This window comes from Streptosporangium nondiastaticum (assembly GCF_003011965.1).
Taxonomy (GTDB): Bacteria; Actinomycetota; Actinomycetes; order Streptomycetales; family Streptomycetaceae; genus Streptomyces; species Streptomyces nondiastaticus.
Window position 1 is genome coordinate 17,193 of the sequence record NZ_PXWG01000064.1, and the last position, 18,604, is coordinate 35,796.

An 18,604-nucleotide genomic window follows, 5' to 3' on the forward strand; every position below is an offset into this window, starting at 1 on the left:
CGTGTCCGCCCCCACCCCCGCCGAAGAGGCGCAACAGGCCCGGCAGGCGCAACGGGCCCCGGTCGTACGCCTGTGGCTGGCCGCCTTCTGCGGCTACCTCTCCCTGGGTTCGACCCTGCAGACCTTGCCGTCCTTCACCGAGGACCGGTTCCACGCCGCTCCCTGGACGGTGGCCGCCGTCGTGGGCGTCGCCTCGCTCGCCGCCGCCGTCTGCCGGCCCTTCGCCGGGCGGGCCGTGGACGCCGGGCAGCCCCGCCGGACCGTCGTGCTCGGCGCGGTCTTCGGCGCGCTCGGCGGGCTCGGGCACCTGTGGGCGCCCGGTCTTTCCGTCCTGGTGGCGGCGCGGCTCCTGCTCGGGGCGGGCGAAGGGACCCTGTTCACGTCGGCCATCTCCTGGGTGATGCGCGGCAGCGCGGACAGCCGCAGGGCGCGGGTGGCCGGCTGGTTCGGGCTGTCCATGTGGGGCGGCCTGTCGGCCGGGCCCGTCCTGGCCGGGCTGCTGCACGCCTGGCGCGGCGACTCCGCCGTCTGGGCCGCCGTCACGCTCCTGCCGCTCGCCGGCATGGCCCTGGCGATCTCCACGCGCAACCCGGCGGCCCCGCCGCCCACCGCGCCCGGCCCCGGCGCGCTCCTCCCGCGCGGCTCCCGGCTCCCCGGCCTCGCCTACCTGCTCACCAGCTACGGGTACGGCGCGATCAGCACCGTCCTGCTCCTGTACCTCCGGCACGAGGACATCGGCGGCGGCCGGGCCGCGCTCGCGGTCTTCGCCGTCGCCTTCCTGATCACCCGGGCCGTCGGCAGCCCCATGGTCGACCGGCTCGGCGGCGTCCCGGCCTTCGTCGTGGCCGCGGCCGTCGAAGCCTGCGGACTGCTGGTCCTGGCCTGCTGGGCCGACGAGACCGGTGCCCTGCTCGGCACGGCGGTCACGGGCGCGGGTGTCGCCCTGCTCTATCCGGCCATGATCGCCGTCATCGTCGGCCGGTCCCCGCGAGGGCAGCAGGGCGCGGCGGTCGGCGTCATGATCTCCTTCTGGGATCTGGGGATCATGGTGTCCGGGTTCATCAGCGGGGCGGTCGCGGGGGCGCTCGGCTACGCGTGGTCCTTCGTGCTGTCGGCGGGGCTGTCGGTGGCCGGGGCGGCGATCACGGTGTGCTTCCTGCGGGCGCGGCGGGGCGCGCCGGAGCACGGGGTCGCCGCACGGGACACGGAGCGGAGCGCGCCGCGGTGACATCCGCCGCAGTGACACGTGCCGCAGTGACACGTGCCGCAGTGACACGTGCCGCAGTGACACGTGCCGCAGTGACACGTGCCGCAGTGACATCCGCCGCGGACCGCGTCACGGCCGGCCGTCAGCCCCTCGCCGAGGTGGCCACCCAGCGGTGCCCCTGGCGGACCACCGTGATGGGGCGGCCGAAACACCGCGTCAGCGCGGCGCTGTCGAGCACGTCGCCCACCGCACCGGCCGCCATGACACTCCCGTCACGCAGCAGCAGCGCGTGATCCACGGCAGGCGGCAGCTCCTCCACGTGATGGGTGACGGTCACCGTCGCCAGGTGCGGCTGCCGCTCCGCCAGCGTGTGCAGCGCCTCCACCAGATCCTCCCGGGAGGGCAGGTCCAGCGCGTTGAACGGCTCGTCCAGCAGCAGCAGCGACGGCCGGGTGATCAGCGCCCGGGCGATCCGGATACGGGCCTTCTCGCCCTCCGAACACACCCCCACCTCGCGGTCCGCCAGCCCCGCGCAGCCCAGCTCGTCCAGCAGCTCACCCGCGCGTGCGCGGTCGGCGTCCTCGTACATCTTCCACAGCGGCTGTGCGGTGCCGCTCAGGCCTGTCAGTACGGCGGTGCGCGCGGTCAGCGACTCCGGCAGGCGGTGGCCGGACGCCACCGAGCCCACCACGGCCCGCAGCTCGCGCACGTCGACGCGCCCCACGCGGCGGCCGAGCACGTCCACCGTGCCCTCCGTGGGAAAGCCGAGGCCACTGGCGAGCCGCAGGGCCGAGGTCTTCCCCGCGCCGTTCGGGCCGAGCACGGCCCAGTGCTCGCCCGCCCGTACGGTCCAGCTCACGTCGTGCAGCACGAGGTGCCCGGCGGGTGGCCTGCGCACGCTCACCCTGTCGAACCGCAGTACCGCTTCCCCGGTCGTCTCCGGCGCCGCGCCGCCCATCGTCCTCCTCGCCCCGCTCTCTTCCCCATGGCCCGTACGGCCCGTCCCTGCGGCCCGCGGGGCCGCGCGCTTCACGGACGGGTCGTACGCGCGTGCCAGCGCGCACCGTTGCGGACCAGCTCGATCGGCCGTCCGAAGCACGCGGACAGCGCAGCGCTGCCGAGCGTCCCGGCCACCGGCCCCTGCGCCAGCGGACGACCGTCCCTGAGCAGCAGCACGTGGCTCACGCTCGACGGCAACTCCTCCAGATGGTGGCTCACCGTCACCGTGGCCAGCTCCGGCCGGGACCGGGCCAGGTCCTCCAGCGAGTCCACCAGATCCTCCCGGGCGGGGAGGTCGAGGCCCGAGAACGGCTCGTCCAGGAGCAGCAGCCGCGGCTCGGGCAGCAGGGCGCGCGCGATCCGGATGCGGGCCTGCTCGCCCTGCGAGCACTCCCCGAAACGGCGTCCGAGCAGGGCCTCGCAGCCGAGCTCCTTCAGCAGCGCGGTCGCGCGGTCGCGCGTCGCGTCGTCGTAGCGGTCCCACAAGGGCTGCACCGTGCCCGTGGCCCCGGTCAGGACCACGGTGTGCGCGGTGCAGTGCGGCGGTACGCGCTGCGCCGGGCTGACGTGGCCGACGAAGGCGCGCAGCTCCCTGACGTCGACCGTGCCCAGCCGGTGTCCCAGCAGGTCCACCGTCCCGGTGGTCGGGAACATCACCGCCCCGGCGAGCCGCAGCAGCGTGGTCTTCCCCGCGCCGTTGGGCCCGAGCAGCGCCCAGTGCTCGCCGGCCCGCACGGTCCAGGACAGCGTGGCCAGGGGCTCCGCGCCGGTGGAGCGCCGGGAGACCGAGACGTCGCGGAGGCGGAGCACCGCCCCGGCGTCACCGCCCTGGGTTCCGCTACCTGTGGCCACAGGTTAACTTCCCTTCCGTGCGGGCTCGTTGCGGGGAAACGCCTGCGGCGAGCCTAATGCCGGAACCGGTCCGCACACGACGACGTGCGTGCGTGATGTGGCTGACGCGCGGCGCCTCCGCGGTGGCTCACACGCGCGGGAAGCGGGCCTGCAGGTCCCAGATGACGGGGTTGTCGGCGAGGCCCTCGTGCATGTCGCACAGGTCGGCGATCAGGTCGTGCAGGAAGTCGCGGGCCTCGCGGCGCAGGGCGCGGTGGTCGAAGGTGAGCGCGGGCTCGTCGGCCGGCATCCAGTCGGCGGAGACCTCCACCCAGCCGAAGCGCCGCTCGAAGAGCATGCAGTCCGTGGACTCGGTGAAGTCGAGCTCGGCGAACTGCGTGGCCGCCGAGCGGTTGCCCCGCGGGTCGCGGTCGATCTGCTCCATGACGTCGCACAGCGCCCACGCGAAGTCGAGCACCGGCACCCATCCCCAGGCTGTGGACAGCTCGCGGTCCGCCTTCACGTCGGCGATGTAGACGTCCCCGCAGAACAGGTCGTGCCGCAGGGCCCGCACGTCGGCGGTGCGGTAGTCCGTCTGCGGCGGGTCGGGGAAGCGGCGCGAGAGCGAGTAGCCGAGGTCGATCACGCCTCGATGGTGTCACGGCGGCGGGCCGGACACGTAAACGCGTACGAGTCCGGGGTGCCCCGCGTCGGCGGCGGGGCACCCCGGACTCATGTGCGGTTGATCGTTACTTCACGTTGATGCCGGTCCAGGCGGCGGCGACCGCCTTGTACTCGGCGCTGGTGGAGCCGTAGAGGTCCGCGGTGGCCTTCAGGGTGCCGGTGCGGGCCGCCTTGTAGTTGGTGGTGGAGGTGAAGTACGTGGTCAGGGCCTTGTACCAGATCTTGGTGGCCTTGTCCCGGCCGATGCCGGTGACCTTGACGTTGTTGTAGGTCGGGCTGTCGTACGACACGCCGTTGACCGTCTTCGCGCCGCTGCCCTCGGACAGCAGGTAGAAGAAGTGGTTGGCCGGGCCCGAGGAGTAGTGGACGTCCAGGCGGCCGAGCGAGGAGGACCAGTAGTCCTTGGACCCGCCGTCCTTGCTGGGCTTGTCCATGTAGCGCAGCGGGGTGCCGTCGCCGTTGATGTTGATCTGCTCACCGATGAGGTAGTCGCCCTTGTCGGTCGCGTTGTTGGCGTAGAACTCGGCGGCGGTGCCGAAGATGTCCGAGGTGGCCTCGTTGAGGCCGCCGGACTCGCCGCTGTAGTTCAGGCCGGCCGTGGCGGAGGTGACGCCGTGGCTCATCTCGTGCGCGGCCACGTCGAGCGAGGTCAGCGGGTTCTTGTTGCCCTCGCCGTCGCCGTAGGTCATGCAGAAGCACTCGTCGTCCCAGAAGGCGTTGACGTAGCCGTCGCCGTAGTGGACGCGGGAGTACGCGGCGACGCCGTCGTTCTTGATGCCGGTCCGGCCGAGCACGTTCTTGTAGAAGTCCCAGGTCACGGCCGCGCCGTAGTGGGCGTCGACGGCGGCCTTCTGGTCGCCGTCGCCCCAGGTGTCGGTGGGGTTGGTGAAGAGGGTGCCGGTGCCGTCGGTGCCCTGGGAGAGGTTGTAGGTCTTGTGGCCGCCGCGCTCGCCGTCCTGCAGCTGGTAGCCGTCGCCGCCCTTGGTGGTGGAGAGCTGGACGGTGCCGCTGTAGGTGCTGGTGCCCGAGCCGGTCTCGATGGCCTCGCGCTGGAACAGCTTCTTGCCGGTGTTGGCGTCGGTGATCACGTGCAGCTTGCTGGGCGTGCCGTCCTTCTGGACGCCCGTGACCACGGTCTCGTAGGCGAGGACGGGCTTGCCCTCGGCGGCCCAGATGACCTTGCGCGGCGCCCGGTCGGCGTCGGCCTTGGCGGTCTTCTCGTCCGCGGCGGCGCTGAGCGCGCTCTTCTTCGCGGCGGCCGGGGCCTGGGCCGGGGTGGTGCTGGGCACGGATATCTCGGCGTCGGTCGCCTTGTCGACGCTGCGCTTGCCGCCCTTCGCCTCGTGCACGACGAGGTCGCCGCCGAGCACCGGCAGGCCGTCGAAGGTGCGCTCGTAGCGGGTGTGGACCGTGCCGTTCGCGTCCTTGATCACGTCACGGACGACGAGCTTCTCCTTGCCGCCGAGGCCGAGCTTCGCGGCGGTGGAGGGAGCCGCGGACTGCGCGTCCTTGATCGCGGCGACCCGCTGCCCTGCGGAGACGGCGAGGGGCGAAGACTCGCTCGCCTTGTCGGGGGTGGCGCTCGCGGAGCCGGTCTGCACGGCCACGACGACCATGGCGGCGGAGGCGACGAGCGCGGCGGCGCGCAGGGTGTTCTTGCGGGAGGTGGAGGTGACGCTTCTCAACTCTGTCTCCTATGTGCGGGCCGTGAACTCACGTCCCTTTGAGGGGGGTTAGGGCAGCACGGATTACGGCTGCCCGGTGGTGCAGGAGTGGTGCAGGAGTGGATTGAGGAGAGAGTGCCATCCCCCGACCGACATTGACAGGGGCGCAACAAGGATTTGATCTGTCGTTCTCCGAAACGCGGTTGATTGGTTCCGCTATGCGGTGAACTGGCCGGGGCTGGTCCGGACTTGAAATCCGTCGCATCTCAGTTCGAGGACGGTAGTTGTATGCGATCTGCTGAGATTGCATACAAGCGGAGTGACATAGACCGCTACGGGCCGCCGGCCAGGCTAGGGCCGGCGGCGTCAAGGTGGCGTGAAGTCAGGCCAACGAGCGGGAAAAGAGTGGAGGTCAGGGAAGGAGGCGCTGTTCCTTCGCCACGGCGACCGCCCCCGCCCGCGTGTCGACGCCCAACTTGTCGTAGATCCGCCCCAGATGGGTCTTCACCGTCGCCTCGCTGATGAACAGAGCGCGAGCAATCTCCCGATTGCCCAGCCCGCGGGCGAGTTGACCGAGGATGTCCCGCTCGCGGTCCGTGAGCGAGGGCCGCGCGGCACCGCGCGCCCGTGCCATGACGCGGCTCGCGACGGGCGGCGACAGCGTCGTACGCCCTTCCGCCGCCGCACGGATGGCCGAGAACAGCTCCTCCGGGCGCTCGGCCTTGAGGAGATAGCCCGTCGCGCCGGCGTCGATGGCGCGGGTGATGTCGGCGTCCGTGTCGTACGTGGTGAGGACGAGGACGTACGGACCGCCGCGTTCCGCTCCTGCGGCCGTGCGGGTGACGGGTGTTGGGAACGTTGGGGCCGCCGCGGCCGAAGAAGCCGTTCCGCTTGTGTCCGTTCGGGCCGCCGCGTCCGTGACGATGCGGCGCGTCGCCTCGATCCCGTCCATGCCCGGCCCCAGTTGAAGATCCATCAGGACCACGTCCGGCCGCAGCCTGGCGGCCAGCACGACCGCCTCCTCGCCACCGCCCGCCTCGCCCACGACCTCGATGCCGGGCGCGCTGGACAGCAGCGCCAGCAGCCCGGCCCGGACGACGGCATGGTCGTCGCACAGGAGGATGCGGACGGGACGAGAGGCTTCGGGGGTACGGGGATCGGAAGGCCGGGGAGCGGAAGGCCGGGGATCACGGTCGGTCACGGGGACTCCAGGGGAACGCACACGGAGACGACGGTGCCCTCGCCGGGCGCCGACTCGATGGTCAGGGTGCCGCCGAGCTGCCGCACGCGCGCCCGCATCGCGGGCAGGCCGTGCCCGCGCCCGCCGGCGGGGGAAGGGAGCGCGCCCGGCGCGAACCCGCGCCCGTCGTCGGCGACATCGAGGACGACCTGGTCGCCGAGGTAGCTCAGGGTGAGGGCGGCCGTCGCCGCGCCCGCGTGCTCGCGGACGTTCGCCAGGGCGCCCTGGGCGATCCGCAGCAGCGCGGCCCGCACCCCGTCCGGCAGCGCGACCGGGGTCCCGTCGAGGTGGAAGAGCACGGGCGCCCCGGTCCCCTCGGCCGTCTCCGAGGCGGCCAGCGCCCGCAGCGCGTCCTCCAGCCGCGCGCCGCCGTCGAACTGCGGAGCGGCCAGGTCGTTGACGAACCGGCGGGTCTCGGCCAGGCCGCGGGCGGCGATGTCGGCGGCGGTACGGGTGTGGCGCCGGGCGGCCTCCGGGTCCGCGTCCCAGGTCCGGTCCGCGGCCTGCAGCAGCATGCGCTGGCTGGACAGGCCCTGGGCCAGGGTGTCGTGGATCTCCATCGACAGCCGCTGCCGCTCGGCCAGCGCCCCCTCGCGGCGCTCGGTCGCGGCCAGTTCGCGGCGCGTGCGGACCAGGTCGTCGATCAGGGCGCGCTGCCGCTCCGTCTGCCGCTGCGTGTGGAGGAAGACGGCGGTGGCGATCGCGGCCACGGCGGGCGGGGCGAGCACGAGCGTGGGGTCGAAGCCGTGCGACAGCCGGAGCTGGCCCACCACGACCAGGCCGGTGAGGAAGGCGACCAGGAGGACGGCGGCGCGGGTGGGCAGCGTGCGCAGCCCCGTGTAGAGCAGCGGCACCGAGCACCACGCGAAGCTCGGCGCGAGCACGACGAGGACGACCCACGTCGCGACGACGGCGGCCAGCCACAGCAGCTGCGGCCGGGGGCGGACGAAGGCCGGGCTCAGCACGTAGAGCAGGGCGAGCAGCACGCTGAGGACGGTGATCCACGGGGTGCGGGGCTCGCCCGGGTGCCGGATGAGGAAGCGGGCGAAGGAGGCGGAGAGGAGCAGGAAGAAGGCGGCGTGCATGACGAGGGCGAGGCGGCGGGCGCCGGGTTCGTCATCGTCGGGAATGGTCACCTCCTGTTCCTAACCCGCGCAGCGGGCTCCCGCATCAGCCGATCGGTTGACCCCGGGGACAGCCGGGACGTCGATGCCGGGGCGCCCGCGGCCGCGAACGATGGAGGGACAAGCAACCACTGGCCTGTTGAGGAGCCGAAATGAACTCTGCCAAGTCCGTCATGGGCAAGCTCTCCGTCCGGAGCCGGGTGCTCGTGGGCGCGGCCGGTGCCGCCGTCGTCGCGGCCGGCACGTTCGGTGCGGTCTCGGCGACCGCCTCGCCCGCGGCGCAGAACCAGGCTCCGGTGTCCGTGGCCGGCAGCGGCGTGACCGAGTCCGCGCACCTGTCGGTGGACGCGGCGACGCGCGCCGCCCAGGCCGCGCTGGCCGCGGCGAAGAAGGAGGGCCAGAAGGTGTCCGTCGCGGTGGTCGACCGCAACGGCAACACGCTGGTGACCCTGCGCGGCGACGGCGCGGGCCCGCAGTCGTACGAGTCCGCCGTCCGGAAGGGCTTCACGGCCGTCTCCTGGAACGCTCCCACCTCGGAGCTCGTCAAGCGCCTCCAGAGCGTCCCGAACCTCAAGGACATCCCCGGCACGCTGTTCCTGCCGGGCGGCACGCCGGTCCAGGTCAAGGGCGCGCCGGTGGCCGGGATCGGCGTGGCCGGGGCCCCGAGCGGCGACCTGGACGAGAAGTTCGCGCAGGCGGGCGCGGCAGCGCTGCGTTAACCTGCGGGGCCGGGGCCGGGGCCGGGGCGTACGGCCGTACGAAGGGGCGGGGAGACATGCGGATCGTCACGGTGCCGGAGGCGCAGACCCCGCCGGAACTGCGGGCGGCCGCCGAGGCCCTGCGCGAGCAGGCGTGGCCCGGCGGCGGCCCCCACGACCCGGCCCTGCGGCCCGTCGCGATGCTGCTCGTCGCACCCGACGGCGGCGTGCGCGCGGCCCTGGACATCCTCTCCAAGGAGATCACCCACGGCGGCCGGGCGTACCGGGCGTCCGGCCTCAGCGCGGTCGTCACGGACACGGCGCACCGCGGCAAGGGACACGGGCGGCAGCTCGTGGCCGCCGCCCGTGAGGTGATCGCCGCGAGCGGAGCGGACGTGGGGCTCTTCACCTGCGACCGCCCGCTGCGGCCCTTCTACGAGAGCGCGGGCTGGCATGCCCTCCCCGGAACGGTGCTGGTCGGCGGCACGCCGCAGGACCCCTTCCCCAGCGACCAGCCCGGCTTCGACAAGGTCACCATGGGCGCCTTCTTCACGGCGCGGGCGCAGCGCGACGCGGCCGCCTTCGAACAGAGCCGCATCGGGCTCTACCCGGGCGAGACGGACCGCCTGTGGTGACTAGGTCGGCGGCCGGTCCTCCGGCCGCTCCTGGGTGCCCAACTGCTCGTTGATCTTCTGCTGGGCGGTGTCGACCTGGCTCTGGTACTTGTTCTCGGTCTTGGCGTCGAACGCGTCGCCCGCCTTCTCGACACCCTGCCGAGCTGTGTCCTCATGGCCCTTGAGCAGGCCCTTGAGCTTGTCGAGCATGGACATGGCCGTCCTCCTCACGGAACGCTGGCTCAACCAGCATCTCCGCATTCGGTGCGGCCCGCATCCGCGGCCGTAGCCCTGGGCTTCACGCAGCGCCTATCCGGTGCGTCCCCCGTGCATCACCCGGGGCGTCACCCCGTACTGGTGTATCCGCAGCTCCAGCACTTGTACACGCCGTTGCCCATCTGCTGCATCATGTTCTGGCAGTTCGGGCAGGCCAGCGCCAGGTGTTTCAGGGGGCCGCGGCGCCCAGCTCCTTGGGGCACACGGGGCAGACGCCGCGCACGATCACCGGGGACGTCGCATCGCCGGGGTTCTCCGCCACGACGACGACCCGCAGGGGCCGTCGGCACCCCGGGCAGAGCTCGGGCTCGCGGTCCCGGTCCCTGATCGCCGCGGCAAGAATGCGTTCGAGTGAGTCGCCGTCGTCCATGGTGCGTGAGTCCTGTCTCCACGGGTCCCCTCCTTGGGTACACCTACCCGCCCCGAAGAAGCCCAACTCCGCTGCTCAGCAGGTGGTTACGGAGTGTGCGCAACCGGTCGGTCGTGTGGTATGGCGGGTGTGCTCCTCATGGTTCTACCCAGCTTCACCGTGCTCCCAGCCTGATGGCGGGTGCGCGGTGCGCCAGTGACAACGTCATCGCGAATCGGGCGTGCTGAGCCCAACGCCGGGCCGGGCCCGGGCCGGCACCGTTCAGGCAGGGGCCGCCCCGCACCGCGGGGCGGCCCCTCGTCCTGCTGCGAGCTGCTGCTCCTGCTACCGCTGCTGTCAGACGTTGACGCCGAAGTCCTGGGCGATGCCCTGCAGGCCCGAGGCGTAGCCCTGGCCGACCGCGCGGAACTTCCAGTCCGCGCCGTTGCGGTAGAGCTCGCCGAAGACCATGGCGGTCTCGGTGGCGGCGTCCTCGCTCAGGTCGTAGCGGGCGAGCTCGGCGCCGCCGGCCTGGTTGACGATGCGGATGTAGGCGTTGCGGACCTGGCCGAAGTTCTGGCTGCGGGCCACCGCGTCGTAGATGGAGACCGGGAAGACGATCTTGTCGACGTCGGCCGGCAGGGCGGCGAGGTTGACGTTGATCGACTCGTCGTCGCCCTCGCCCTGGCCGGTGGTGTTGTCACCGGTGTGGACGATGGACTGGTCCGGCGTCGACTTGTTGTTGAAGAAGACGAAGTGGGCGTCGGAGTAGACCCGGCCGCCCGCGTTCACGGCGATCGCGCTCGCGTCGAGGTCGAAGTCCGTGCCGGTGGTGGTGCGGACGTCCCAGCCGAGGCCGACCGTGACGGCCGTCAGGCCCGGGGCCTCCTTGGTGAGGGAGACGTTGCCGCCCTTGGACAGGCTTACAGCCATGGGAATTGTCCCTTTCTGGTCAGGTCTGCATCGGTTCTGCAGCGGCACCGCGGCACGCGCGTCACCGTCACCCTTGATAACGCCGTCCGGGGGCCCCGGGGTTCCATTCGGCTTTACCTTCTTTGCACAACCCTGACGCGCGTCCCGGCGCCGCATCCCTGACGCCGGCCCGGCCGTGGCGCAAAACGGCGTGACGTGTCCCCGTCGACGCGGGATCATGGGGGCATGTCCGGCCCCTACGTCATCCGCGGTTCGGTCTCCCTGCCGGAGGCCGAGCTCCAGTGGCGTTTCTCGCGTTCCTCCGGCCCCGGCGGCCAGCACGTCAACACCAGTGACAGCCAGGTCGAGCTGCGGTTCGACCTCGCGCGCACGGAAGCGCTGCCGGAGGTGTGGAAGGAGCGCGCCCTGGCGAAGCTCGCGGGCCGGCTCGTCGGCGGCGTCGTGACCGTACGGGCCTCCGAGCACCGCTCGCAGTGGCGCAACCGCGAGACCGCCGCCGTGCGCCTCGCGTCCCTGCTCGCGGAGGCGACGGCGCCGCCGCCGAAGCCGCGCCGCGCCACGAAGATCCCGCGCGGCATCAACGAGCGGCGGCTGCGGCAGAAGAAGCAGCGCGCCGAGACCAAGCGCGGGCGCACCGGCAAGGACTGGACGTAGGCCGCCCGCGTCCTGCGGTCATCCGCCCGGGATGCAGCCCCGCGCGGGCCGGAAGCGGGTCACCCCAGCTGCCGGTACTTCCCCTTGAAGTACATCAGCGGACCGCTCTCCGTGCTCGGCGCCGTCGCCGTCAGGACCCTCCCGATCACCAGCGTGTGGTCCCCGGCCGTCACCCGCTGCTCCGTCCGGCACTCCAGCGCCGACAGCGCGCCCCGCACGACGGGCGCCCCGGTGGCCGTTCCCGGCGCGTGGGGGATGTCCTCGAAGAGGAGCCGGTCGCTGATCCTTCCCTTCATCGCGAAGCGCCCGGCGATGTGCCGCTGGCTTTCGGAGAGGACGGACACCGCCCACAGCGGCTGCCGCTCCAGAAGGTCGTCCATACGGGAATCGTTGCGAACGCTCACCATGACGAGCGGGGGTTCGAGCGATACCGAGAGGAAAGCGGTCGCCGTCATTCCGACGTCCTCGCCGCGCGGACCGTGCTCCGGGTCGTGCGCGGTCACCAGCACCACGCCGGCGGCGAGGCGGGCGAGGGCGGCACGGAACTCATCGGCGCTCACCCCTTCAGGATGGGGTATGGCGGTCTCGTAGGGCTGAGTCGTCTGCAACACGCTGTGCACGCTAGCCCGCCCACGGGACCCCCGCATCGGGCTGCAGGACCAGTCGGGTCCTAGGTCGAAAGGGTGCCGGAACGCTTGCGGAAGTTGTTCGCATGCGTTCGGGACGGCGTCCGGATCAGTGTCCGTACGGTTCCGGATTTGCGTTCACGAAGCATAAGGACTTCCCGCGCCGCCAGTGGCGGGACCTCATCACGCATTGTGACATGAGTCACAGAGGGCCGTAATTGTTGACCCTGTGTACCGAGTGGTCAGCTCGCTGTGATTCAGTGGCCGTGGTAAACGGACGACAAGAAGCCTGGAGTTGCTGTCGAGGTCTCGGGGGAGAGCGAAGATGGAGACCGAGTCGGAGCCGTATGTCCGCCTGGCCACGTTGCGCGGGCTGCATCAGGTGGTGGCCGATCTGAACACGGCGCGAAGTCTCGCGGACACCTTGCAGACCGTCGCGGACGGCATCGTCACCGGGCTCGGGTACGAGCTCTCCGCCGTCAATCTCGTACGGCCCGACGGTGATCTCGTCGTGGCCGCCGTCGCCGGCAGCGCCGGCGCCGAAGCGCTGATGGCCGGGCGGGTCGGCTCGCGCGTCTCGTGGGAGCGCCGGCTCGCCATGGCCGACCAGTGGGGCGCGCTGCGCTTCATCCCGTACACGGAGGGCTGGGTCCTCGACAACGACGACGTGCCCCAGTGGCACACCGCCGGCCCCGCCCCCCGCTTCCCCGACGAGTGGCACCCCATGGACCGCCTCTTCGCGCCCATGTACACCGCGGGGACGGCGGGCGGCGAGCTCCTCGGCGTCATCTCCGTCGACAAGCCGCGCAACGGCCGCCGGCCCGGCGCCTGGGGCCGCGAGGCGCTGCAGATGTACGCCTTCCAGGCCGCCATCGCGATCAGCAACGCCCGCCTGCGGGCCAACATGCAGCGCGCCCTCGTCCGCCTGGAGCGCGAGCAGCAGGCCCTGCGGGCCAGTGAGGAAAGCTTCCGCCAGGCCTTCGAGTACGCGCCCAGCGGCATGGCCATCGCCGAGATGGGCGGCGACCAGCACGGCCGCCTGCACCGCACCAACGACGCCCTGTGCCGCCTCCTCGGCCGCTCCGCGTCCCAGATGCGCCGCTATTCGTTCTCCGACCTCGTCCACCCCGAGGACATCGGCACCCTCCTGCGCACCTCCGCCGAGGGCGGCCGGGCCGAGCTGCGGCTCGCGCGCCGCGACGGCACGTACGTGTGGGTCTCCCTGCGCAACTCGGTGGTGGCCGACGCCGCCGACGGGCCGCGCTTCCTGCTCACCCACGTCGAGGACATCGAGGAGCGCAAGCGGCACGAGCTGCAGCTCGCCCACCGCGCCAGCCACGACTCGCTCACCGGCCTGCCCAACAGCGCCGAGCTGCGCGCCCGGCTCAGCAGCCGGCTGTGCGGCAGAGCGCCCGGCAGCGAGCCGCACGCCGCCGCCGTGGCGGCCCCGTACGGCTGTCTCGACGGCTTCGCGGAGGTGGAGGGCGTCGAGGGACCGGTGGGCGCCGCCCTGTACGGGCAGGAGGGCTCCTACGCCCACGGCTTCGGCTCCGAGGGCGGCCCGGACCACGCGCCGGACTGCGGGCCCGACTACGCCCCGGACGAGTTCGGCTGCGGCACGCACGACGGCGCCTACCCCGGGCATGTGCACGCCATAGCCCCGGCCGAGGACGAGCCCGACGACGGGACCAAGGGCCTGGCCGTCCTCTTCTGCGACCTCGACGGCTTCAAGGCCATCAACGACCGCTTCGGCCACCACACCGGCGACGCCGTCCTCATAGAGGTCGCCCGCCGCCTCAGCAACGGCGTCCGCGAGGGCGACACCGTCGCCCGCCTCGGCGGCGACGAGTTCGTCGTCCTCGCCGACGGCCTCACCCAGGCGGACGCGGAGGACCTCGCCGTCCGGCTGCGCAGCGCGATCCTCCCGCCGATCAGGGTTGACGGGCGTGCGGTCCGGGTAGGCGCGAGTTTCGGCATCGGCTGGGCGGGCTGCGGAATGTCGGCCGACGAGGTGCTGCACTCCGCCGACCAGCGGATGTACGTCGAAAAGCGGTCTCGCGCCAAGGCGGGCCGGCGGGCGGGCTGAGGCCCGGCCGGGGCCTGGCTGAGGCCCGGTTGAGGCAGCCCACCGCGAGGTGTCGTCGCGTCGCGGTAGTCTTCGCCGAAACGCGGCACCGCCGCCTACCGTGAAATCGAACGCAAAGATTTGGCCAGTGGGCGATGGGCCCATGGGTTGGGAGTGACAGGGGATGACGGCCGGTAATAACGGCACGGGTACGCCGGAGAGCGAAGACCCGTTCGCGCACCTGTACCGCTCGGAGGGCGGCGGGTCCAACGAGAGCGCGCCGGCCGCGCCGCAGCCGGGGGTTCCCCGCACTTCGTACAACCAGGTACGGACGGTCGGTTCACGCCAGTACGGCCCGCGCCAGCCGCAGCCGCCGCACGCGTCCCAGCCCGCGCCGCACTACGCGGCCCCGGAGACCCTGCCCGGCGGCGTCCCCCGCCAGCCGGCGGCCCCGGGCCACGGCGGCCACGGCGGCGGCTCCCGCCCGAAGCGGACCGGCCTGCTGGTCGCGGCGATAGCCGTGGTCGCGGTGGTGGCCGGCGGCATCACGGTGGCGATGCTGACCAACAGCGGCACGTCGGACGACGGCGGGACGAACCAGGCGGCGTCCGGGGGAGAGCAGAAGGATCCTCAGGACGAGGACAAGAAGCCGTCCAAGGAGCCGCAGAAGAAGACCGAGCCGAGCAATCAGTCGGCGGTCGGCAAGCTGAAGCGCGACGCGTCGACGCTGAAGCTGGTGGGCGGCGCGTCCACGGACACGGTGGTCAAGGGCGCCAAGTCCGAGGGCGGGGCCTACGCGGTGGTCACGAACCAGTCGGGTTCGGGCGTTGAGTGGGAGGTCGAGGTTCCGTCGACCGGCAGCTACCGGCTGTACGTCAATTACGGCGTGCCCGGACAGGACGCCAACCTTGCGGTCGACGTCAACGGCAAGACCAACAGCCTGCCGATGCGCATGAAGATCTACGGCGACATCAAGCCGGGCGACTGGCCCCCCAACTGGCAGAACAGCTGGACCCGCGTCGACCTGAACCAGGGCAAGAACACCATCAAGCTGTACTGCGGCAGCGGCAGCGGCTGCGAATCCCACCTCGACCAGCTGTGGCTCACCAACGGCGGCTGACCGTCCGGAGGAACCCCGTCACCGTTTCCGTCATGGCGGCCCGCGCAGGGGTCAGATACTTGCGCGGGTCCGTGGTGGAGGGGTGGGCCTCCAGGAAGGCCCTTACTGCGCCTGTGAAGGCCTTGTTCAGGGCCGTGCCCACGTTGATTTTCGTCATTCCCGCCGCGACCGCCCGGCGGAGTTCCGTGTCCGGGACGCCTGACGAGCCGTGGAGGACCAGGGGGACGGGGACCGCATCGCGGAGTGCCGTGATCAGGGCGTGGTCCAGGGTCGCCGTGCGGTCCGTCATCGCGTGGGTGCTGCCCACGGCCACGGCCAGGGCGTCGATGCCCGTGTCCGCCACGTAGGCCGCGGCCTCGGCCGGGTCCGTCCGTACGCCCGGCGTGTGCGCGTCGCCCGCCTTGCCGCCCACGCGGCCCAGTTCCGCCTCCACCCAGATGTCGCGCTCGTGGCCCCAACGGACCGCTTCGGCCGTCGCTTTGACGTTGTCTCCGTAAGGGAGTTTCGAGGCGTCGAACATGACCGAAGTGAAGCCGTGGGCGTGTGCCTGGCGTAGGAGTGCTTCGTCCTCCACGTGGTCCAGGTGGAGGGAAAGGCGGGCGGTCGACGCCGCCGCTACTGCGGCCGTTGCCGCGGCAATGGGGCCCAGGCGTCCGCCGTGGAATTTCACCGCGTTCTCCGAGATCTGCAGCACGGCGGGCCTGCCCGCCGCCTCCGCGCCCGCGGCGATCGCTTCCGCGTGCTCGACCGTGATGACGTTGAACGCGCAGACGGCCGCGCCTTCGGACCGGGCTTCCGTGATGAGGTCAGCGGTGCGTACGAGGGGCATGTGCCTTGCCTTTCCGCCGGGGGAGGAGGGAGACGTCAGGCTGCCGTGACCTTCACCTGCGGCAGCAGGTCCGTATAGGTCTCGGCGTCGAACTCGCCTGCAGTGGGGGCCTTCACCGTGGCGGCGGCCAGGGCCACCGCCCGGGTCAGGCGGTCCGGCCAGGGCAGGCCGTCCAGCCAGGCCGACAGGAGGCCGGCCGCGGCCGAGTCGCCCGCGCCCGTCGGGTTGCCGGTGAGGCGGCGGGGCGGGGTCGCGCGCCAGGTGCCGTCGGGGGTGACGGCGAGGACGCCCTCCGGGCCGAGGGTCGCGGCGATGGCGTGGGCGCCGCGGCGGCGGGCGTCGAGGGCCGCGCGCAGGGGCTCCGTGGAGCCGGTGAGCGCGGCGAGTTCGGCGGTGTTGGGGGTGACCAGGTCGGGGCGGGCGGCGATGCCGCGGCGCAGCGGTTCGCCGCTGGTGTCCAGCAGGACGGGGACGCGGGCGGCGCGCGCCTGCCGTACGAGGTGGGCGTACGCGCCCACCGGCACGCCCGGCGGGAGGCTGCCGCACAGGGCGACGGCCCGGGCCTCGCGCAGGAGGCGCGCGTAGGTGTCCGTGAAGGCGGCCCACTCCTCGGCGGTGACGTCCGGGCCGGGCTCGTTGAGCTGGGTGGTGTTGCCGGTGGAGGCGTCCACGACGGCGACGGTGCGGCGGGTGGTGCCGATGATGGGGACGAGGCGGTCGGTGATGCGGCCGCCGTCGCCGGGGGCGGTCTCCGCGAGGAGCCGGCGCAGGGTCTCGCCCGTCGTGCCGCCAGCGAACCCCGTGACCACGGTGGTGTGGCCGAGCGCGGCCAGGACGCGGGCCACGTTGACGCCCTTGCCGCCGGCCCGTTCGGCGGCGGCCGTGACGTGGTGCGACGCGTGCGGCTGCAGCCGCGGAACGCGATAGGTCAGATCGAGCGCTGCGTTGAGCGTGACCGTGAGGATCACCGGCGTTTCCCTCCCTTGACCGAAGAACCGTGACCGTCGACCGCGAGCGATCATGCCAAAACAGCGGCGGCAGGCCCAGACCTCGGGACTGCCGCCGCTGTTCCGGCCGACGTGCGACCGTGCGTCAAGAGCGGGAGGAATCAGTGCACTTCGGGCTTGACCACCCAGTCGCCCTTGCGCATGACGCCCACCAGGTCGTACGAGGCGTCGAGAACGACCAGATCCGCGTCCTTGCCGGGCTCCAGGGAGCCGATCCGGCCGGCCGCGCCCAGCAGGCGCGCGGGGGTGGCGGAGAGGGCCCGTACGGCGTCGCCCACCGGCAGTCCGTCGATCGTGACGGCGCGCTTGAACGCCGTGTCCAGCGTCAGCGTCGAACCCGCGATCGAGCCCGCCGTCGGGCCGCCGGCGATGCGGGCCACGCCGTCCTTGACCTCGACGCTCATCGGGCCGAGCGGGTACATGCCGTCGCTCATGCCGGCCGCGCCCATGGCGTCGGTGATGAACGCGACGCGGTCCGCGCCGGCGCGGGCGAAGGCCAGCTCCAGGACGGCGGGGTGCAGGTGCGTGCCGTCGTTGATCAGCTCGACGGTGACCCGCTCGTCCTCCAGGAGGGCCGCGATCGGGCCGGGCGCGCGGTGCATCAGCGACGGCATCGCGTTGAAGAGGTGCGTGGCGACCGTCGCGCCCGCCTCGATGGCGTCCAAGGTCGCCTCGTACGAGGAGTCCGTGTGGCCCACGGCCGCGATCACGCCGTGGTCGGCGAGGAGGCGGACCGAGTCGAGGCCGCCCGCCAGCTCCGGGGCCAGCGTCATCATGCGGGCCGCGCCGCGGGCCGCGTCGATGAGCTTGCGGACGTCCGCCGGGTGCGGGTCGCGCAGCAGCTCCGGCTGGTGGGCGCCGCAGCGGTGCGGGGAGATGAACGGGCCCTCGAAGTGGATGCCCGCGAGGTCGCCCTGCTCGGTCAGCTCGGACAGGACGGCCGCCTGCCGGGCGAGGTCGTCCAGGTCGCCGGTGACGGTGGAGGCGACCATGGTCGTGGTGCCGTGCGCGCGGTGCGTGCGGATGGCCGTGAGGGCCTCTTCGGGGTCGCCCGCGGAGAAGGACGCGCCGCCGCCGCCGTGGACGTGCATGTCGACGAAGCCGGGGACGATCCAGTAGCCCTTGCCGGAGAAGTCGAGGGTGGCAGCTTGCTCGCCGCTCCCGTTCGCGTGCGTGTCCGCATGCGTCTCTGCGTGCGTGTCCGTGGTCGCGGCGATCCGCCGGCCCTCGACCGTCACCCGCCCGTCCTCGACCACGCCGGTCGGCAGCACCACGCGGGCGCCGGCGAGAACCGTTCGTTCGACCATCAGGCGGAAACCTCCGTGAGGTGGGTGGTGAGCAGGTCCCAGGCGAGCAGGCCCGCGCCCAGGCAGCCGGCGGCGTCCCCGAGGGCGGCCGGGATGATGCGGGGGAGCTGCTGGAACGTCATGCGGTCCGCGACGGCCGCGCGCAGCGGTGCGAAGAGGGTCTCGCCGGCCTCGGCGAGGCCCCCGCCGACGATCAGCGTGCGGGGGTCGAGGAGGGTGTGGGCGATGACGAGGCCGTCGGCGAGGGCGTCGACGGCCTCCTGCCAGACGGCGCGGGCGCGGGGGTCGCCCGCTTCGACGGCACGGGCGCAGTCCGCGGCGTCGGCGTCCGGGGTGCCGGAGGCCTCCGCCCAGGCGCGGCTGACCGCGGCGGCCGA

The 18,604-nt window shown here is 72.6% G+C and carries 20 protein-coding genes; 6 read left to right on the top strand and 14 right to left on the bottom strand.

What is annotated here, in order from left to right:
* The first annotated feature begins 1 nt into the window (after position 1).
* Positions 2–1,228 (top strand): MFS transporter, encoded by a 1,227-nt coding sequence (locus B7P34_RS21660; RefSeq protein WP_189382948.1) that lies wholly within the window; start codon positions 2–4, stop codon positions 1,226–1,228.
* Positions 1,229–1,349: 121 nt separating this feature from the next.
* Here the strand turns inward: B7P34_RS21660 and B7P34_RS21665 are convergent, their stop codons facing one another.
* The 6 genes from B7P34_RS21665 to B7P34_RS21690 all read right to left on the bottom strand — a co-directional run bounded on the left by B7P34_RS21665 (position 1,350) and on the right by B7P34_RS21690 (position 7,761).
* A complete protein-coding gene (locus tag B7P34_RS21665; protein ID WP_106678905.1) occupies positions 1,350–2,165 on the bottom strand; it encodes an ABC transporter ATP-binding protein in 816 nt (271 codons plus the stop codon).
* A gap of 71 nt (positions 2,166–2,236) precedes the next feature.
* Positions 2,237–3,058: an ABC transporter ATP-binding protein gene (locus B7P34_RS21670; RefSeq protein WP_223268084.1), complete on the bottom strand. Its 822-nt coding sequence runs from the start codon at positions 3,056–3,058 to the stop codon at positions 2,237–2,239.
* A 127-nt stretch (positions 3,059–3,185) separates the two neighbouring features.
* A complete protein-coding gene (locus B7P34_RS21675; RefSeq protein ID WP_106678909.1) occupies positions 3,186–3,683 on the bottom strand; it encodes a hypothetical protein in 498 nt (165 codons plus the stop codon).
* 103 nt (positions 3,684–3,786) lie between these two features.
* Complete coding sequence (locus tag B7P34_RS21680) at positions 3,787–5,406, bottom strand: M4 family metallopeptidase (RefSeq protein ID WP_223268085.1); 1,620 nt, start codon at positions 5,404–5,406, stop codon at positions 3,787–3,789.
* Between the two features lie 391 nt (positions 5,407–5,797).
* Positions 5,798–6,586: a response regulator gene (locus tag B7P34_RS21685; protein WP_106678911.1), complete on the bottom strand. Its 789-nt coding sequence runs from the start codon at positions 6,584–6,586 to the stop codon at positions 5,798–5,800.
* A complete protein-coding gene (locus tag B7P34_RS21690; protein WP_223268086.1) occupies positions 6,583–7,761 on the bottom strand; it encodes a sensor histidine kinase in 1,179 nt (392 codons plus the stop codon). Before B7P34_RS21690 ends, B7P34_RS21685 begins: the two co-directional genes overlap by 4 nt.
* 140 nt (positions 7,762–7,901) lie before the next feature.
* On the opposite strand from B7P34_RS21690, the gene B7P34_RS21695 reads away from it, so the two are divergent.
* The gene (locus B7P34_RS21695) at positions 7,902–8,468 is read left to right on the top strand and encodes a GlcG/HbpS family heme-binding protein (RefSeq protein WP_223268087.1); all 567 of its coding nucleotides are present in this window, start codon (positions 7,902–7,904) and stop codon (positions 8,466–8,468) included.
* Between the two features lie 56 nt (positions 8,469–8,524).
* Positions 8,525–9,082, top strand: coding sequence for a GNAT family N-acetyltransferase (locus B7P34_RS21700; protein WP_106678913.1), 558 nt, complete (start codon positions 8,525–8,527; stop codon positions 9,080–9,082).
* On the opposite strand, the gene B7P34_RS21705 is transcribed toward B7P34_RS21700, so the two are convergent.
* The 3 genes from B7P34_RS21705 to B7P34_RS21715 form a co-directional block, all read right to left on the bottom strand.
* Positions 9,083–9,277 carry an antitoxin gene (locus B7P34_RS21705; protein WP_106678915.1) on the bottom strand — a complete coding sequence of 65 codons (195 nt, stop codon included), beginning with the start codon at positions 9,275–9,277 and terminating at the stop codon, positions 9,083–9,085.
* 229 nt (positions 9,278–9,506) lie between these two features.
* The gene (locus B7P34_RS21710) at positions 9,507–9,707 is read right to left on the bottom strand and encodes a hypothetical protein (protein ID WP_106678917.1); all 201 of its coding nucleotides are present in this window, start codon (positions 9,705–9,707) and stop codon (positions 9,507–9,509) included.
* A gap of 336 nt (positions 9,708–10,043) precedes the next feature.
* Complete coding sequence (locus tag B7P34_RS21715) at positions 10,044–10,619, bottom strand: TerD family protein (RefSeq protein WP_030367208.1); 576 nt, start codon at positions 10,617–10,619, stop codon at positions 10,044–10,046.
* Between the two features lie 225 nt (positions 10,620–10,844).
* Here B7P34_RS21715 and arfB point away from each other — a divergent pair, with 225 nt between their 5' ends.
* Positions 10,845–11,273: an alternative ribosome rescue aminoacyl-tRNA hydrolase ArfB gene (gene arfB, locus B7P34_RS21720; protein ID WP_106678919.1), complete on the top strand. Its 429-nt coding sequence runs from the start codon at positions 10,845–10,847 to the stop codon at positions 11,271–11,273.
* A 59-nt stretch (positions 11,274–11,332) separates the two neighbouring features.
* On the opposite strand, the gene B7P34_RS21725 is transcribed toward arfB, so the two are convergent.
* Complete coding sequence (locus tag B7P34_RS21725) at positions 11,333–11,884, bottom strand: flavin reductase family protein (RefSeq protein WP_223268088.1); 552 nt, start codon at positions 11,882–11,884, stop codon at positions 11,333–11,335.
* 340 nt (positions 11,885–12,224) lie between these two features.
* Here B7P34_RS21725 and cdgB point away from each other — a divergent pair, with 340 nt between their 5' ends.
* Both cdgB and B7P34_RS21735 read left to right on the top strand, forming a co-directional pair.
* Entirely contained in the window at positions 12,225–13,985 is a 1,761-nt protein-coding gene (gene cdgB / locus B7P34_RS21730) for a diguanylate cyclase CdgB (RefSeq protein ID WP_106678923.1), read from the top strand.
* Between the two features lie 163 nt (positions 13,986–14,148).
* Positions 14,149–15,084: a carbohydrate-binding protein gene (locus B7P34_RS21735; protein WP_106678925.1), complete on the top strand. Its 936-nt coding sequence runs from the start codon at positions 14,149–14,151 to the stop codon at positions 15,082–15,084.
* On the opposite strand, the gene B7P34_RS21740 is transcribed toward B7P34_RS21735, so the two are convergent.
* From B7P34_RS21740 to B7P34_RS21755, 4 genes are all read right to left on the bottom strand, one after another.
* The gene (locus tag B7P34_RS21740; protein WP_106678927.1) at positions 15,068–15,913 is read right to left on the bottom strand and encodes a class II fructose-bisphosphate aldolase; all 846 of its coding nucleotides are present in this window, start codon (positions 15,911–15,913) and stop codon (positions 15,068–15,070) included. The two genes, B7P34_RS21735 and B7P34_RS21740, sit on opposite strands and share 17 nt — an antisense overlap.
* Before the next feature lie 35 nt (positions 15,914–15,948).
* Entirely contained in the window at positions 15,949–16,881 is a 933-nt protein-coding gene (locus tag B7P34_RS21745; protein WP_106678929.1) for a 1-phosphofructokinase family hexose kinase, read from the bottom strand.
* A 140-nt stretch (positions 16,882–17,021) separates the two neighbouring features.
* Positions 17,022–18,227: an N-acetylglucosamine-6-phosphate deacetylase gene (gene nagA / locus B7P34_RS21750; protein WP_106678931.1), complete on the bottom strand. Its 1,206-nt coding sequence runs from the start codon at positions 18,225–18,227 to the stop codon at positions 17,022–17,024.
* A partial coding sequence (locus tag B7P34_RS21755) for an ROK family protein (protein WP_146166887.1) occupies positions 18,227–18,604 on the bottom strand: 378 nt, incomplete at its 5' end. The genes nagA and B7P34_RS21755, both read right to left, overlap by 1 nt.

Bases quoted from the DNA above. Each gene is read 5' to 3' on its own strand.
- cdgB (WP_106678923.1), top strand. From the start codon at position 12,225: ATGGAGACCGAGTCGGAGCCGTATGTCCGCCTGGCCACGTTGCGCGGG.
- B7P34_RS21700 (WP_106678913.1), top strand. From the start codon at position 8,525: ATGCGGATCGTCACGGTGCCGGAGGCGCAGACCCCGCCGGAACTGCGG.
- B7P34_RS21710 (WP_106678917.1), bottom strand. From the start codon at position 9,707: ATGGACGACGGCGACTCACTCGAACGCATTCTTGCCGCGGCGATCAGG.
- arfB (WP_106678919.1), top strand. From the start codon at position 10,845: ATGTCCGGCCCCTACGTCATCCGCGGTTCGGTCTCCCTGCCGGAGGCC.
- B7P34_RS21705 (WP_106678915.1), bottom strand. From the start codon at position 9,277: ATGTCCATGCTCGACAAGCTCAAGGGCCTGCTCAAGGGCCATGAGGAC.
- B7P34_RS21735 (WP_106678925.1), top strand. From the start codon at position 14,149: ATGACGGCCGGTAATAACGGCACGGGTACGCCGGAGAGCGAAGACCCG.
- B7P34_RS21665 (WP_106678905.1), bottom strand. From the start codon at position 2,165: ATGGGCGGCGCGGCGCCGGAGACGACCGGGGAAGCGGTACTGCGGTTC.
- B7P34_RS21695 (WP_223268087.1), top strand. From the start codon at position 7,902: ATGAACTCTGCCAAGTCCGTCATGGGCAAGCTCTCCGTCCGGAGCCGG.
- B7P34_RS21740 (WP_106678927.1), bottom strand. From the start codon at position 15,913: ATGCCCCTCGTACGCACCGCTGACCTCATCACGGAAGCCCGGTCCGAA.
- nagA (WP_106678931.1), bottom strand. From the start codon at position 18,227: ATGGTCGAACGAACGGTTCTCGCCGGCGCCCGCGTGGTGCTGCCGACC.
- B7P34_RS21715 (WP_030367208.1), bottom strand. From the start codon at position 10,619: ATGGCTGTAAGCCTGTCCAAGGGCGGCAACGTCTCCCTCACCAAGGAG.